This window comes from Hymenobacter sp. (assembly GCF_035709525.1).
GTDB lineage: Bacteria > Bacteroidota > Bacteroidia > Cytophagales > Hymenobacteraceae > Hymenobacter.
On record NZ_DASTEP010000153.1, the window covers coordinates 1 to 14886 of the forward strand.

Consider the following 14886-nt stretch of genomic DNA (forward strand, 5'->3'; position numbering starts at 1 on the left):
CGTAGGAGTCGGGCCCGTATCTCAGTGCCCGTGTGGGGGACCAGCCTCTCAGCTCCCCTAGTCATCGTCGCCTTGGTAAGCCGTTACCTTACCAACTAGCTAATGACCCGCAACCCCATCTATAACCAATAAATCTTTACTGAAAAGGTGATGCCACCCTCTCAGCTTATGCGGTATTAATCCGCCTTTCGGCGGGCTATCCCCCAGTTATAGGTAGGTTAGTTACGTGTTACGCACCCGTGCGCCACTATCAGTATTGCTACTGACCGTTCGACTTGCATGTATTAGGCCTGCCGCTAGCGTTCATCCTGAGCCAGGATCAAACTCTCCATTGTAAAATATTCCTACACCTAGGCGAACCTAGGCTGATGTCGAGTGCTATCCTTGCTCGTATTATTGACGTTTGCTGTCTAATTCGATTTCGCTTGTTTCCCGTCAGCCGAAACTGACAAGACACTTACTATTTTGTCTATTTCCGTCATTCAAAGAACGTGTGCCACACCCACTTAGTGTAACCGTGTGAGCTAACTGAGCAGCTCGTTTTCTTGCCGTTTGCAAGCCCTGTTTGCGATTGGGAGTGCAAAGGTAAGAAGAATTTTTTAATCTGCAAATTTTATTTTCGATTAAAATAAAATTTTGTATTTGTGTCAGCCCCTTTTCGCGGTCAGTGAGTAGCTTCCTCCGATTCGGGAGTGCAAAAGTACTAAGAATTTTCGACTTTCCAAATTTTTCTTCTTTTTTTAATTTGCTATGCTTACTTCGGCATGGATTAGACATTCCATGGGCAATAGCATAAAAGACTTATGGCAGCGAATTATATGCCGAATATGCCTGTGATTATAAACGCTTTATCTAAAGCATAATTGTCTATGAGCCTACGCTGGGTCTGCTCGCGCATGCCAACTGGGACATTTAGCATACCAGATAGGCCTTTCCTACCTATCATGCTCATACGTAATCTCACATCATTTTTAGGTGGGCGAAAAGAGAGGGGGCGCAACCCAAGGCCCGAGTAGAGGCTCTATTTGGCATACCTCACCCTTTATTTTCTTGCTCTTCATATTTTCCCGTAGCCTGGCCGTTGCAGGCCTATTACTGGCTGCAGTCCTGCCATTAGTCGGCCGCGCCCAAAATACTTCCTCACGCTTTTATGCAGGAACCGGCGCTAACCTTATCTCTGATATTCCTTTCAACTCAGCAGGCGGACCCCGCCTAATAGGTCCTTCGCTCACAGCTGGCCTCCAACTCACGCCGCACTTTGTACTACTCCCCAAAAACTGGACAGTTTAGCGAGGCTTGTTAAGTAATATATCTATGGTTGGATAAAGGATGGTTGTGCGAAGACTTGAGCCGGTGTTTGGCCCCCTAAGCTTTGGTGAGGTCGACGGTGATTGTAGTAGGCAAAGTACGCTTGCAATTGGTGGTGTAAGTGGTGGCCATCGTCAGCGGGGTTGAGGTAGATGTACTCCCACTTGACGGTACGCCAGAGGCGCTCGATAAACGCGTTGTCGGTAGCCCGACCCCGGCCATCGCGGCTGATGCGGCAGCCCGCGTCCAGCAGGGCTTGCTCATAGGCCAGGCTGGTAAACTGGCTGCCCTGGTCGGAGTTGAAGATGTGCGGGGCCGGGGCGACCCGCAGCGCGTCGGCCAGGGCCCGCAGGCAAAAGCCCACGTCAAGCGAGTTGGAGAGCTGCCAGCTGAGTACGTAGCGCGAGTGCCAGTCGAGCACGGCGGCCAGGTAGAGGAAGCCCTTGGCCATGGGCACGTAGGTGATGTCCGTGCTCCAGACCTCGTTGGGCGCGGTCGCCGAGCGCTCACGCAGCAGGTACGGATAGGGGGTAACGCCTTGACCAGGCACACTTAAACGTGGTTTAGGGTAGACTGGCTCGTGCCCCATCAGGCGCACGAGCCGGCGCACACGCTTTTCGTTGACCCGGTGGCCAGCTAGGCGCAGGTGGTCGCGCAGGCCGCGCACGCCCTTGAAATTATGCTGGGTAAACTCCTCGTCCAGCAGGCGCATCAACTCCAGGTTATAGGCACTTTCGCCGCAGGGCTGGTAGTAGAAGCTGCTGCGTGCCAGGCCCAGGGCTTGGCAGCGGGCCTGCACCGAACTGGCCGGGTCGGCCTGGGCAACTAGGGCGCGTTGCTGAGCTACTGACATGGCCCCAGCGTTTTTTTAGCAGTGCGTTTTCCATCTGGAGTCGGCCAATGGCGGCGTAGAGCGGCTCCACGTCTGGGGCCGGTGCGGCGGGCGCAGGCGCTTCGGCAAAGACCTGCGCGGCCTGCTGGCGCAGCTGCAGCTTCCAGCGACTAATCTGGGCTGGCGCCAATTGGTAGTGGGCGGCTAGCTCGGCCAGGGGCTGGCGCTCGGTGAGGGCGGCCAGCGCCACCTCCGCTTTAAACTCGGCCGTGTAGCGACGACGGGTACGTTTGAGACTCATGGACTTGACTAAGATTGAGGTGGTCCAGTTACGCTGGACAGTTTAGAGCATTAAGTTGAAGAAGCTGTTGATGAGCGTGATACGGGGTCTGATAGTCGATACTAGAGTGCAGGCGCTCGTGGTTGTAATAATTAAAATAGCTGGTGAAGCTGGCTTGGGCATCGGCCAAGTCGGCAAAAACAGGTTGCTCGCGGCCTTCGAGCACTTCCGTTTTGAGGCGTGACCAGAGGCTTTCGGCCTGCGCATTATCGTAGCAGTCGCCGCGGCGACTCTGCGAGCGCACCGCGTGGTGGTCATGGAGTAGTTTGCGGTACACGTTGCCGCAGTACTGGCCGCCCCGGTCGGAGTGGACGAGCAGGTCCGGCGTGGGCGGCTGAACCCAAAAGGCACGCTGCAAGGCGGTGGTAATCAGCTCTTCGGGCATCGTAGCCATGACGTGCCAGCCCACTACTTGCTTGCTAGCCATATCTTGGTACGCGCAGAGGTAGGCCCAGTCGCCGTTGGCCAAGGGCAAATACGTGATATCACTGACCCATACCCGATTAGCCCGCGTAGGCTTGAGCTGATTAAGCAGGCGGTTGGGGGCGCAACGCAGCCCGTGAGTGGAATCGGTCGTGCGAGGCGTAAACGCTTTGGGCTGGAGCGCGTGCAGACCCCGACGACGCATGGCGGTGCGTAGCAGCTGTCGCCCAACGCGATAGCCCTTGCGGCGTAGTTCAACGTGCAGCCGACGTGTACCATAGCAGCGTTTATGTACGCCAAACACCTTGACCAAGGCCGTTTCCCAAGCTGGTTCCGACTGATTTATTACTTGCTGCTGACCCTGTTGCCAAGCATAATAGCCGCTGGCCGGCACCTGCATCAACTGGCAGAGCAGGCGCACGGGGTAATGGTCCCGCTGCGCTTCGCTAAAGCGATAACGGCTCATTGGTCCGGTGTCTGCGAGAAGATAGCAATGGCTTTTTTAAAATTTCCAACTCCTGCGCCTGCCGCCGGTTAGCAGCCCGCAACTGGCGTAACTCGGCAGCTGTGGCGGGGTCCAACTCTGCCCCACGTGCTGCCGCCACGGGAGTAAGCGCCTCTTTTTGCCACTTATAAATTCGTTTGGGGTCGATATTGAGCGCCCGGGCCGCAGCCTGGGGCGAGCGACTCTCAGCGGCTAGGCGCAGGGCCTCGGCTCGGAAGGCGGCATCGTAGCGCCGACGTTTGATGGGTGCAGGGCTGTCTTTCATGACGAAGGAAAGATAAGACCCTATGCTGTCCAGATTTACCCGACCACCTCAATATTCCCTTCTGCAAAAAGCCCGACCGCTTCGCCCAAGCCTACGTCACGAAGATTACTAATCAAGTGGGCAAGGTAGGCCTAGCTATTAAGAAAGACTGGACATTTCATAATAAGTCGTTTGCGGAGATTGTTCCTTTAGCTACGAAGGACGACATAATCTACTGCGACCCGCCCTACTATGGCCGATACGTGGATTATTATAACGGTTGGACCGAAGCCGATGAAGAGCTCCTCTATAAGCTGTTGGCCGCTACCCCAGCTAAGTTCATTTTATCTACGTGGCACCACAATGCCCACCGCCAAAACGAGATGATTGAGAAACATTGGGGCAACTGCAACGTCGCTACTAAAGACCACTTCTATCATTCAGGTGGCAAAGCCGAAAATCGCCAGTCTGTAGTGGAAGCTTTAGTGTACAACTTTGATGCTGATTTTGTACTGCATAATCACAGCGCCCAGAAGCCCGAGAGTAAAGTAGAGCAACTTTCAATATTCGCGTAGGCCTCACCGAGCAAAGGCTAAGAGATGCCCCTGTCAATATTGGCGGGGGCATTTTTTGTCATGATGTAGTTTGACAGATTTCCTACCCTCTGCCCTACCTTGCCGGCACTATGGAAGTAACCCGCCAGCTGCGCCTCGACGCCCTCAACAAGCACGGCCTGGCCCCCATCCAGCTCACGCTCTGCTGGGCTGGCCACTGCCTGCGGCTGGGCTCGGGCCAGCGCTGCCTGCCCAAGCACTGGGATGAGCGCCGCCAGCACGTCAAGGACAAAGCCGACTCCTACGCCAGCACCGTCAACCAGGTACTCGACGACTACTCTAGCGTAGCCGCCGCCGCCGAGCGGGCGGCCACGGAAACCGGCCAGGTGCTGGCCCCGGCCGCCATGCGCGCCGAGGTCGAGCGCCGCTACGCCGAGCTCGTGGCCGAGCGCGCCGGCCGCGCCGAGCTGCCGCCCGCGCCCGCGGCGGCCCCGCTTACCTTCTTCGACCACTTCGCCCGCTGGATTGAGAAGGAAAAGCAGAAGATTTCCGTGCGCACGGGCCGCAAGCTCAGCCGCGACACCATCTGGACGCATGAGGCCGTGCGCACCGAAATTCAGGACTTTGGCCAGGCCGCGAAGCTGACCGTCACCTTCGAGGGGCTGAACCAGGAATTCTACGACGGCCTGCGCGACTACATGCTCGGCACCCGGGGCCGCAGCCCGCGCACGTTCAACACCTACATCAAGCGCCTGCGCTCGTTTCTGTTCTGGGCCGAAGGCCAGGGCCTGCCCGTGCCGGCGCGCATCACCAAGGTTTTGCGCCTGGCTTCGAGCTACGTGGGCGTGGAGGCCCTCACCCAGGCCGAGCTGCTGCGCATCGCCGCCCTCGACTTCACCCTGCCCACCGTGCAGGCCTACCTGGCCACGGCCTTCCCCGAGCCAGAGCCCAAGGCTGCCGGCAGCGGCGGCCGCAACGCCCTCACCTCGGCCGCCCACGCCCAGCGCACGGCCTGGACGCGCGACGTGTTCCTGCTCTGCGCCTACACGAGCCTGCGCCACGCCGACGCCCAGGAGCTGGGCTGGCAACACGTTTTTCCCGAGCAGGAGTTAATAAAAAAATTACTCAACAAAACCAACATCACGGCTCTCGTCCCCTACCTCGACGACGACGTGTTCCGGCCGGTGGCTTTGCTCGAGCACTACCGCGCCCTGGGTGAGGGCCCGACCTGCCTGCCCTTCGTGCGCGACCCCTGGCGCTATTTGCCCCACGTGGCGGCGCTCGCCCGCATCACCCGCCTCAAGCTCGGCATGCACACCGGGCGCAAAACCTACGCCACGCTTAAAGTTTATCAGGGCGTGCCGAAATCGTTGGTGATGCTGGCCACCGGCCACCAGACGGAGGCGCAGTTTAACGAGTACCTCGGCATCAACGAGGAAGAATTACTCGCCTCGCACCGGCAAACGGCCCGGCGCCTGCCCCCACCCCGCAGCCAGGCTTCTTAGCATTTTCTGTGGCAGATTCTGTGGCAGACTGCCCCTGAATCTAACTGGCTTGGGCTGGATGTGGCTGGAGGGCGTTCTGAAAAAGTGCCCTGGCGGCCCGGCAAAGCCAGTCAGACCCTGCGGGGCAAAAAAAAAGGTCGCGCCACCCGGCACGACCCTTTCCAAACCCGGACGCAGCGAGAATTCCCACCCAGCGCTGGTCCGTGGCTCCAACCCAAAGTTAGTGCCGGAATAACAATTCGCGGTACTTCACCAAGGGCCAGTCCTCATCCGCCACAAGCAGTTCGAGCTTGTCGGCGGCGCGGCGAATCGCCGCAAATTTCTCTTTTACCGTGTCGCAATACGCCACGGCACGCTCACGGCCATCGTCCATTTTATTGGCCACTTTGCGAGCTTCAATCATGGCATCAACGGTGCTCTTGATGGTCGATACGTAGCCCGAGATGGCTTTAATCATATCTACGGTAACCTGGCTGTTTTCGTCGTCCAGGCCCAGCTCGCGCAGGCCGCGCACGTTTTGAATCAGCTTGGTTTGGTACGCAATGGCCGTCGGAATGATGTGGTTTACGGCCAAATCGCCCAGGATACGGCTTTCAATCTGGATTTTCTTGGTGTAGTCTTCCAGCATGATTTCGTGGCGGGCGTGTAGTTCGGTGCCCGACAGGATGCCGAGGCGGGTAAACAGCTCGGCTGACTCTTTTGTTACGAAGGCGTCGAGGGCCTGGGGCGTGGTAGGCACGTTGGAGAGGCCGCGGCGGGCGGCTTCGTCGCGCCACTCGTCCGAGTAGCCGTTGCCTTCGAAGCGGATGTTTTTCGAGCTGATAACGTACTCGCGCAGCACATCTACGATGGCTACTTCTTTCTTTTTACCTTGGTCGATGAGGGCATCCACCTGGGTTTTGAAGTCGATGAGTTGGTCGGCCACGATGGCGTTGAGCACGGTCATGGCCGACGAGCAGTTGGCCGACGAGCCCACGGCGCGCAGCTCGAACTTGTTGCCGGTGAAGGCGAAGGGCGAGGTGCGGTTGCGGTCGGTGTTGTCGAGCAGGATGGCCGGAATCTTGTCGATGCCCAGCTTGAGGTAGATGTTGTCGCCTTTGTCGAGTGGCAGCTTGGCGGTGCGCTCCAACTCGTCGAGCACGCCGTCGAGCATCGAGCCCAGGAACACCGACATGATGGCCGGCGGCGCTTCGTTGGCCCCGAGGCGGTGGTCGTTGCTAGCCGAGGCGATGCTGGCGCGCAGCAAATCGGCGTGGCTGTGCACGGCCTTCACGGTAGTGATGAAGAAGGCCAGGAACTGGAGGTTTTCCTTGGGCTTTTTGCCGGGGGCGAGCAGGTTCACGCCGGTGTCGGTGCTCATTGCCCAGTTGTTGTGCTTGCCCGAGCCGTTGACACCGGCATAAGGCTTCTCGTGCAGCAGCACCTTGAAGTTGTGCTTGAGGGCCACGCGGTCCATCACATCCATCAGCAGCTGGTTGTGGTCGATGGCCAGGTTAGCATCCTCGAAGGTGGGGGCACACTCGTACTGGTTAGGCGCTACCTCGTTGTGGCGGGTGCGCAGCGGAATGCCAAGCGCGTTCGACTCTTCCTCAAACTCCAGCATGAAGGCATGCACGCGGGGCGGAATCGAGCCGAAGTAGTGGTCTTCGAGCTGCTGGCCCTTGGCCGGGGCGTGGCCGAAAAGGGTGCGGCCGGTGAGCACGAGGTCGGGGCGAGCATCGTGCAAGGCCTTGTCAACCAGGAAGTACTCTTGCTCGATGCCGAGCGTGGTGTTCACGCGCTGTACGTCTTTGTCGAAGTACTGGCACACGTCGACGGCGGCCTTCTCCAGCACGGCCAGCGACCGGAGCAGCGGGGCTTTGTAGTCGAGCGCCTCGCCGGTGTAAGCCACGAAAATCGTGGGAATGCACAACGTTTTGGCCCCTACCGTTTCGATGATGAAGGCGGGCGAAGTGGGGTCCCAGGCAGTGTAGCCGCGGGCCTCGAAGGTGTTGCGCAGGCCGCCGTTGGGGAAGCTGGAGGCGTCGGGCTCCTGCTGCACCAGGGCCGAGCCCTTGAAGTTCTCAATCGGCCGGCCGTCGGAATTGAGGTCGAAAAACGAGTCGTGCTTTTCGGCCGTGGCGCCGGTGAGGGGCTGAAACCAGTGGGTGTAGTGGGTGGCGCCTTTGGCCATAGCCCAGGTTTTCATGGCCGAAGCTACGGCATCGGCAACATTGCGCTCGACGGGCGTGCCGTGCTTGATGGCGGCTTGCAGCTTCTTGAAATATTCGCCGGGCATGTTGGCCCGCATTGCCTCCAGATTGAACACGTTCTGGCCGAACGAATCGGACCGGCGGTGTTTGTCGGGCGTTACGGTCAGCGCCTGGCGCTGGTCGACCAACTCAAGGGCTTTGAAACGAAGAATAGCCATGAAAATAAGTAAAGGGGGTCAGTTTTCGGGGGCAAAAGTACGACTGAAGCGCTTATTTCAGGGGGTACACCCTTAAAAAATTACCCTCATCAGCTTAAAATCGCTTAACACAAGCTTAATCCCTATGAGCGTCAGCCAAACGAATGCTGAAGAAACTGGAAGCGAATCGAGAATGCGGACGCGGCCGACTCAGCCAGTTCATTTGCACTTCCTATAAACTCGCTCCCGGCCGGCTCCAGTATTTTTGCCTCATGCTCGCAGCTCTTTTCACTCGCTTTCGCCAATTTCGCCAGCGGCGGCGGCAGCAACGCCGCTTCGAGCGAGTTGACCAAATAGACCAAGTAGCGCTAAGCCACCAAGCCCCTGCCGACCCCAGCCGGGTACTGCTGCTGCGCAACGACTCGATAGGCGACTACCTGCTGTTCCGGCCGTGGCTGCGCCTGCTGGCGGCCGAGGTGCGCGGCCGGGGCCAGCACCTTACGCTGGCGGCCAACGCGCTGTGGGCTCCACTGGCCCGCGCCTGGGACGCCGATTGTTTTGATGAGCTGTTAGTAGTAGAGTTCGCTCGCTTTCAAATCGATACCGTCTACCGCACCGAGGTACTGCGCGATATTGGGGCAGCGGGCTACGGCGGACTTATTTATCCGCTGCACGTGCGCGAGCCGGCGGTGGAAAACTTCTTTCGCTACCTGGCCGCGCCCGGGCGGGTGGGTGGCCAGGGCGAACACCGCACCGACGCCTGGTTTCAATTGATTGACCGGGAAGGCTATACGCAGCTACTTCCGACTTCTCAGGAAGTGCTGTTTGAATACGACCGCAATGGCGAGTTCTATAGAAACTGGCTCGCCGCGATTGGCCACGCGGCGGACGCGGCCGGGGCGCGGCCGCCGCTACACATCCCAGTGCAGGAAGCCGACGCGGCCCGGTTTCGGGCTGCGGATGGGCGGGCGGCCATCGTGCTGTTTCCGGGGGCCAGTGCGCGGCAAAAGCGCTGGCCTACCGGCCACTTTGCCCGGCTAGCGCAGGCGCTGCATCAGCGCTACGGCGGCCAGTATCGGCTAGTGCTGGCCGGCAGCGCGGCCGACGCCGAGCACGCTCAGGACATTCGAAAAGTAGCCGGCGCGGCCGTGCCGCTTGAGAATCTCTGCGGCCAAACCAACCTCGTGGAGCTAGCGGCACTACTCAGCCAGGCCAGCTTATTAATAAGTAATGACACAGTGGCCGCGCACCTGGCCGTGCAGCTCGGCACGCCCTGCCTGGTAGTGCTGATGGGTGAAAATTACGGCAAGTTCTTCCCCTACCCGCCCGATTTGCACAGCGCCCCGTGCCGCTGCCTGTTTCCGCCCGGTATGGAGGCGCGCTTCGCGCAGGGCAACTTTGCGCCGCCCGGCCGCGACCCGGACATTGCCAGCATCACGCCGGTGCGGGTGCTGGCAGCAGCGGCAGAGTTGCTGGCCAGTTTGTAAAACGGAGTGACACTCCGTTTTACAGGTCGTAACTTTGTAGGCTTATGACTCCCCAATCCGTTGCTTTTTATACGCTGGGCTGCAAGCTCAATTTCTCCGAAACGTCGGCCCTGGGCCGGCAGTTTGAGGAGCGCGGCGTGCGCCGCGTCGAGTTTGAGCAGGGCGCTGATGTGTACGTCGTAAATACCTGCTCGGTCACCGACCACGCCGACCGCAAGTGCCGCAAGGTGGTGCAGCAGGCATTGAAATACAACCCCCGGGCGTTCGTGGCCATCGTGGGCTGCTACGCCCAGCTTAAGCCTCAGGAAATCGCCACTATTCCGGGTGTGGGCGCGGTGCTGGGCGCAGCTGAAAAGTTTCGGCTGGCCGAGATTCTATCTGAGTTGGAGCTGCCAGCCCCCGCCGAGGCGGGCGCGGCAAGCGCGCCGGGCCGGGTGTTTGCCTCGCCCATTTCGGAGGCAACCGAGTTTCACCCGGCGCAGTCGCTGGGCGAGCGCACGCGCACCTTTTTGAAGGTGCAGGATGGCTGCGACTACTCGTGCTCGTTTTGCACCATTCCGCTGGCGCGGGGCGCAAGCCGCTCGGGCAGCGTGGCCTCGGTAGTGGAGCGGGTGGAGAAGCTGGCAGCGCAGGGCGTGAAGGAAATCGTGCTGACGGGCGTAAACCTGGGCGACTTCGGCTTGCAAGGACCGGAGCGCCAGCGCAAGGAGGACTTTACTCAATTGGTAAAGGCGCTGGATAACATAGAAGGCATCCAGCGCTTTCGCATCAGCTCGTGCGAGCCAAATTTGCTCACCGACGAAATTATCCAGACCGTGGCGGCTTCGCGGCGCTTTATGCCGCACTTTCACCTGCCGCTGCAAAGCGGGTCAGATAAAATTCTGGGCCTCATGCGCCGCCGCTACCGCCGCGCCCTCTACGCCGACCGCGTGGCCCGCATCAAGGAATTAATGCCGCACGCGGGCATCGGGGTCGATGTCATCGTGGGTTTTCCCGGCGAAACGGAGGCCGATTTTCTGGAAACCTACCATTTCCTCAACGAGCTACCCGTCAGCTACCTGCACGTGTTTCCGTACTCGGAGCGCGCCAATACGCTGGCCCCGAGCCTGAAAGGCCGCGTGCCCGAGCGCGTGCGTGGCGAGCGCACCACGCAGCTGCGCAGCTTGTCGGAAAAGAAAAAGCGCTTTTTCTATGAGCAGCACGCGGGCTTCGAAACCAACGTGCTGTTCGAGGACGACGTGACCGACGGGCGAGTAGAAGGCTACACGCCCAACTACATCCGGGTGGCGGCCAAGTATGACCCGCTGCTGGTGGGCGAGGTGCGCCCGTTGCGCCTCACGCAAGTAAGCGCGCAGGGGCTGATGGAGGCCGAGGAAATAGGCCTTCTGGTATGAACCACGGAGTAAAGCGGATTTTTCGAATTACGCGGATTTCGTAGACATAAGAAAGGCAGCCCCAAAGGCTGCCTTTCTTATGTCGGCTACGTATCTAATTGAATACCAGGTATACAGAATAAGCCAGCCACAAAATCCGCGTCTTCTGAAAAATCCGCTCTAATCCGTGGTTCAGACGGGCCGGCGCATGAGGTCCAGCATTTGTTGCATCAGCGCCTGGCGCTCCAGTATCAGTTTTTGCTGCTCCAGCAGGTGCTGGTTGCGCTGCTCGGCCAGGGCTAGCTGGTGCTGGAGGTGCTGGGCGTGCAGCGCGGCCGTGAGGGTGGCTGCATCGAGCGCGACGGCGGCAGGAGCACTCAATGCCGGCGCTGAGGCAACTGGCAGCGCGGGCTGGGATGCGAGCGCTTGCGACGCGCTTGGCGCTGGCACTACAGGAGCCGGATGAACAATGGTCTCTGGCACCACTGGCGGCGCGTACTGCGCCGCGACGGGTGGCACCTCGGGGGCAGGCGGCCCGGCTGCCGACACGGCGAAAAGCGGCGCGGGAAAGCTAGGTGCAACAGGCGCAGCCTTGGGGACCGGCGGCGCAACTGGCGTCGCGGGGGCCGGGGTTTCGGCAGCGGCCGGCGCACCAGCACCGGGAAAGCTGGCCAGCATCATCGGCCCCTTTCCCCGCAGCAGCCACTCGATGGATACATTTGGGTACACATCAACGACCTTATTCATAAGGTCAAAACCCGGCTTATTTCGCTCATCTACCAAATGTTGAATAACAGTAGCCGTCTTATCGAGGGAGACGGCAAAGGCGTTTTTGCTCATTCCTAGCGCCTGAATAAGCTGGGAGAACCGCTGGCCGACGGAGGATGATGCTGACATTGTGCAAATGTATAATTTACACAAATGTATAGCACGTATTTTATTTCGGCGCAGATAGCCAACATCCTTTATTCCCAAAAGTAGTACCCACCCAACAAAAAAGGCCCACCAATCGGCGGACCTTTTCGAAACTAAATTTCAACCTAAAAAAAAGCCAGCCCGCGCAGCGGGCGTATCCGTTAAATCTTAAAAATCCGTTTGAATCTGCGGTCTTATTCGTAGCGCAGGCTCTCAATCGGGTCGAGCGCCGCCGCCTTACCCGCCGGGTACGAGCCCGCAATGAGCCCCACCGTGACGCAGATGGCCAGCCCTACCCCTACCCACAGCCACGGTACCAGGAAGGAAGAGCTACCCACGAGCAGCGCCACGCCATTGCCCATGGCAATGCCGAGCACGATGCCCAGCGAGCCGCCAAGCACGCAAATGACGATGGCCTCGAGCAGAAATTGCTGCCGCACCTGGCGCGAGGTAGCACCAAGCGCCTTGCGAATCCCGATTTCACGGGTGCGCTCAGTTACCGATACCAGCATGATATTCATGAGCGCGATGCTGGCCCCGAGTAGCGTAATGAAGGCGACCAGGCCGCCACCGGCCTGCATTTTGCCGGCCAGCTCGTCAAGGGTTTGGGAGGCTGAGTCGGAGCTTTCGACTTCGAAGGAGTCTTCCTGGCCTAGGCGGTCGTGGCGCACGGCGCGCATCACGCCGGTGGCTTGGTCTTGCAGGTAGTGTAGGCCCTGGGCGTTGGTGGTGGCGGTTTTTACGTCGTAGGTGAGAGCACCCTGGCGCGGAAGCTGGTTGCCGGTTTCGAGGGGCACGAGCAGCAGGCGGTCGGCTCCGCTACCCCCCATATTGCTGCCGCTTTTCTCAAACATGCCCACTACCTGAAAGCGGCGGCCCAGCGCGTAGAGGTACTTGCCCACGGGGTTTTGGTTGGGGTAGAGCTTGTCCTTGATTTCTTCGCCGATGACGACCACGTTGGCCCCGTTTTGCAGCTCGGCGGGCGAGAAGGTGCGGCCCTGGGTGAGGGCGTAGCTCTGGATGCGCAGGTAGTTTTCGTCGCCGGCCACTACCTGCATGTTGGGGTTGGTTTTCTGACCGTTGGCTTTGGCCTCGGTGGCCCCGCTAATGCTGGCCGACACGCCCACGATGGCGGCGGGCTCGCGCTGGGTCAGCTCTTTTTTGTAGAGGCTGGCTTGCAGGTAGCTGATGCCGGGGTACTGCTTGTCGGCCACGCCGCCGCGGCGCGAGCGATTGTTGTAGCCTTTGGCTCTCATTTCGAAGGAGTTGGCCCCGAGGCTGGCGAAGGTATCGCCGAGCGAGTGGCGCATGGCGTCGATGGCCGTGAGGATGCCCACGAGCGCCATCAGCCCGATGCTGACGATGAGGGCCGTGAGGATGGTGCGCAGCAAATTGCCCTTGATAGAGCGCAGGGCTTCGCGGATGTTTTCGAGGAAACTCATGAGTGTGCGGTAAGCTTTAGCTTGCCGTTGAAAAATGTAGGGTAAGCTTTAGCTTGCCATTCGTTAGGTTAGGTGGCGCTGGGCCGGATAATTGCTTCATGTAAATTGCTAGTGCTGGCAAGCTAAAGCTTACCCTACATTTTTCAACGGCAAGCTAAAGCTTACCGCACCATTTCTTACCTTGAACTACGGGAGCGGCGGGCTCGTTTGCCTGGCTGGTCTTCTGCCCTCAAAAGTATGTTTCTAAAGCGTCTTGCCCTGCTGCTGGGGCTGCTGGCCCCTACCCTGCCGGCCCTGGCCAACCATATTTTCATCCCGATGGACAATACCCAGAAGGAGCACCTCAAGGCTTACGGGCTGTGCTACTGGGCGTTGAGCAAGCAGGTAGAGGTCGATTGGCTGCTTAATTATAAAGGCGGCTCGTTTGCGATGGAGGCGCAGCCGAGCGTGGAAAGCGAGCTGGCGGTGCGCGGCATCACGTTCCAGACCATTTCGGAGGCGCAGTACACGGGCATCTTGTCGGAAATAGCTGACCCCAACGCCAATATGGACGTAATGAAGCTGGAGAAGGTGCCCAAAATAGCCGTGTACACGCCCAAAGGCAAGCAGCCCTGGGACGATGCCGTGACGATGGTGCTGACCTACGCCGAGATTCCCTACGACAAGATTTACGACGACGAGGTGCTGAGCGGCGTGCTGCCCAAGTACGACTGGCTACACCTGCACCACGAAGATTTTACGGGCGAGTACGGCAAGTTTTACGCCGTATACCGCACCGCGCCCTGGTACCAGCAGCAGGTGCGCGAGGCCGAAGCCGCCGCCAAGCGCAACGGCTTTGCCAAAGTGAGCCAGATGAAGGCCGCCGAGGCCGTGAAGATGCAGGAGTTTATCGCGGGCGGCGGGTTTATGTTCGCCATGTGCTCGGCCACTGATTCTTACGACATTGCGCTGGCCGGCCTGGGCGTGGACATGGTAGAAAGCATGTACGATGGCGACCCCGCCGACCCGGCCGCGCAGAGCAAGCTCAACTTCAACCGCACGCTGGCGTTCCAGAATTTTCAGCTCTACATGAACCCGTTGCAGTACGAGTACTCCAACATTGACATGCAGCAGCACGAGCGCGGGCTGTACGAGCAAAACGATTATTTTCAGCTCTTTACCTTTTCGGCCAAGTACGACCCGGTGCCGACCATGCTGACCCAGGACCACGAGAAAACCATCCACGGCTTCATGGGCCAGACCACGGCCTTCCGCAAATCGCTCATTAAGCCCGATGTGGTAGTAATGGGCGAAACCAAGCAAACCGGCGAGGTGCGCTACATGCACGGCTCGCTGGGCAAAGGCACCTGGACTTTCTACGGCGGCCACGACCCCGAAGACTACCAGCACATGGTGGGCGAAGAGCCCACCGATTTGTCGCTGCACCCCAATTCGCCGGGGTATCGGCTGATACTGAATAATGTGCTATTTCCGGCCGCGAAGAAAAAGAAGCTGAAGACGTAGAGCAACTTAGCGGCCAGTGCATGGATGTAGAGACGCAATATTTTGCGTCTGGCGTTAGGGTACGAT

General features: G+C 59.3%; 11 protein-coding genes, 1 rRNA gene and 1 pseudogene. 5 read left to right on the forward strand and 8 right to left on the reverse strand.

Annotated features, from left to right (window positions below):
- The 5 genes and pseudogenes from VFO93_RS13080 to VFO93_RS13095 all read right to left on the reverse strand — a co-directional run.
- Window positions 1-335: ribosomal RNA gene (locus tag VFO93_RS13080) — 16S ribosomal RNA — on the reverse strand; the annotation flags it as partial.
- 977 nt (window positions 336-1312) lie between these two features.
- Complete coding sequence (locus tag VFO93_RS13085) at window positions 1313-2161, reverse strand: IS3 family transposase (protein ID WP_325134823.1); 849 nt, start codon at window positions 2159-2161, stop codon at window positions 1313-1315.
- A 64-nt stretch (window positions 2162-2225) separates the two neighbouring features.
- A pseudogene (locus VFO93_RS22375) lies at window positions 2226-2441 on the reverse strand (transposase); the annotation flags it as partial.
- A gap of 28 nt (window positions 2442-2469) precedes the next feature.
- Window positions 2470-3369, reverse strand: a complete 900-nt coding sequence (locus VFO93_RS13090) for an IS3 family transposase (protein WP_325134824.1) — start codon at window positions 3367-3369, stop codon at window positions 2470-2472.
- Window positions 3350-3673, reverse strand: a complete 324-nt coding sequence (locus VFO93_RS13095) for a transposase (RefSeq protein ID WP_325134825.1) — start codon at window positions 3671-3673, stop codon at window positions 3350-3352. The genes VFO93_RS13090 and VFO93_RS13095 overlap by 20 nt, the downstream gene beginning before the upstream one ends.
- A gap of 53 nt (window positions 3674-3726) precedes the next feature.
- On the opposite strand from VFO93_RS13095, the gene VFO93_RS13100 reads away from it, so the two are divergent.
- The gene (locus VFO93_RS13100) at window positions 3727-4227 is read left to right on the forward strand and encodes a DNA adenine methylase (protein ID WP_325134833.1); all 501 of its coding nucleotides are present in this window, start codon (window positions 3727-3729) and stop codon (window positions 4225-4227) included.
- Between the two features lie 110 nt (window positions 4228-4337).
- A complete protein-coding gene (locus tag VFO93_RS13105) occupies window positions 4338-5711 on the forward strand; it encodes a phage integrase SAM-like domain-containing protein (protein WP_325134826.1) in 1374 nt (457 codons plus the stop codon).
- Window positions 5712-5931: 220 nt separating this feature from the next.
- Here the strand turns inward: VFO93_RS13105 and VFO93_RS13110 are convergent, their stop codons facing one another.
- Entirely contained in the window at window positions 5932-8121 is a 2190-nt protein-coding gene (locus VFO93_RS13110) for a glutamine synthetase III (RefSeq protein WP_325134827.1), read from the reverse strand.
- A 251-nt stretch (window positions 8122-8372) separates the two neighbouring features.
- Here VFO93_RS13110 and VFO93_RS13115 point away from each other — a divergent pair, with 251 nt between their 5' ends.
- Together VFO93_RS13115 and mtaB are read left to right on the forward strand one after the other, a co-directional pair.
- Window positions 8373-9587: a glycosyltransferase family 9 protein gene (locus VFO93_RS13115; protein WP_325134828.1), complete on the forward strand. Its 1215-nt coding sequence runs from the start codon at window positions 8373-8375 to the stop codon at window positions 9585-9587.
- A gap of 44 nt (window positions 9588-9631) precedes the next feature.
- Window positions 9632-10981, forward strand: coding sequence for a tRNA (N(6)-L-threonylcarbamoyladenosine(37)-C(2))-methylthiotransferase MtaB (gene mtaB / locus VFO93_RS13120; RefSeq protein ID WP_325134829.1), 1350 nt, complete (start codon window positions 9632-9634; stop codon window positions 10979-10981).
- 171 nt (window positions 10982-11152) lie between these two features.
- On the opposite strand, the gene VFO93_RS13125 is transcribed toward mtaB, so the two are convergent.
- Window positions 11153-11857 carry a hypothetical protein gene (locus VFO93_RS13125; RefSeq protein WP_325134830.1) on the reverse strand — a complete coding sequence of 235 codons (705 nt, stop codon included), beginning with the start codon at window positions 11855-11857 and terminating at the stop codon, window positions 11153-11155.
- Between the two features lie 212 nt (window positions 11858-12069).
- Complete coding sequence (locus VFO93_RS13130) at window positions 12070-13317, reverse strand: ABC transporter permease (protein WP_325134831.1); 1248 nt, start codon at window positions 13315-13317, stop codon at window positions 12070-12072.
- Between the two features lie 237 nt (window positions 13318-13554).
- Between VFO93_RS13130 and VFO93_RS13135 the strand changes: the two genes are divergently transcribed.
- Window positions 13555-14820, forward strand: a complete 1266-nt coding sequence (locus VFO93_RS13135; RefSeq protein ID WP_325134832.1) for an asparagine synthetase B — start codon at window positions 13555-13557, stop codon at window positions 14818-14820.
- The last annotated feature ends 66 nt before the right edge of the window (window positions 14821-14886 follow it).

Bases quoted from the DNA above. Each gene is read 5' to 3' on its own strand.
- VFO93_RS13085 (WP_325134823.1), bottom strand. From the start codon at position 2,161: ATGTCAGTAGCTCAGCAACGCGCCCTAGTTGCCCAGGCCGACCCGGCC.
- VFO93_RS13090 (WP_325134824.1), bottom strand. From the start codon at position 3,369: ATGAGCCGTTATCGCTTTAGCGAAGCGCAGCGGGACCATTACCCCGTG.
- VFO93_RS13095 (WP_325134825.1), bottom strand. From the start codon at position 3,673: ATGAAAGACAGCCCTGCACCCATCAAACGTCGGCGCTACGATGCCGCC.
- VFO93_RS13105 (WP_325134826.1), top strand. From the start codon at position 4,338: ATGGAAGTAACCCGCCAGCTGCGCCTCGACGCCCTCAACAAGCACGGC.
- VFO93_RS13110 (WP_325134827.1), bottom strand. From the start codon at position 8,121: ATGGCTATTCTTCGTTTCAAAGCCCTTGAGTTGGTCGACCAGCGCCAG.
- VFO93_RS13115 (WP_325134828.1), top strand. From the start codon at position 8,373: ATGCTCGCAGCTCTTTTCACTCGCTTTCGCCAATTTCGCCAGCGGCGG.
- mtaB (WP_325134829.1), top strand. From the start codon at position 9,632: ATGACTCCCCAATCCGTTGCTTTTTATACGCTGGGCTGCAAGCTCAAT.
- VFO93_RS13125 (WP_325134830.1), bottom strand. From the start codon at position 11,857: ATGTCAGCATCATCCTCCGTCGGCCAGCGGTTCTCCCAGCTTATTCAG.
- VFO93_RS13130 (WP_325134831.1), bottom strand. From the start codon at position 13,317: ATGAGTTTCCTCGAAAACATCCGCGAAGCCCTGCGCTCTATCAAGGGC.
- VFO93_RS13135 (WP_325134832.1), top strand. From the start codon at position 13,555: ATGTTTCTAAAGCGTCTTGCCCTGCTGCTGGGGCTGCTGGCCCCTACC.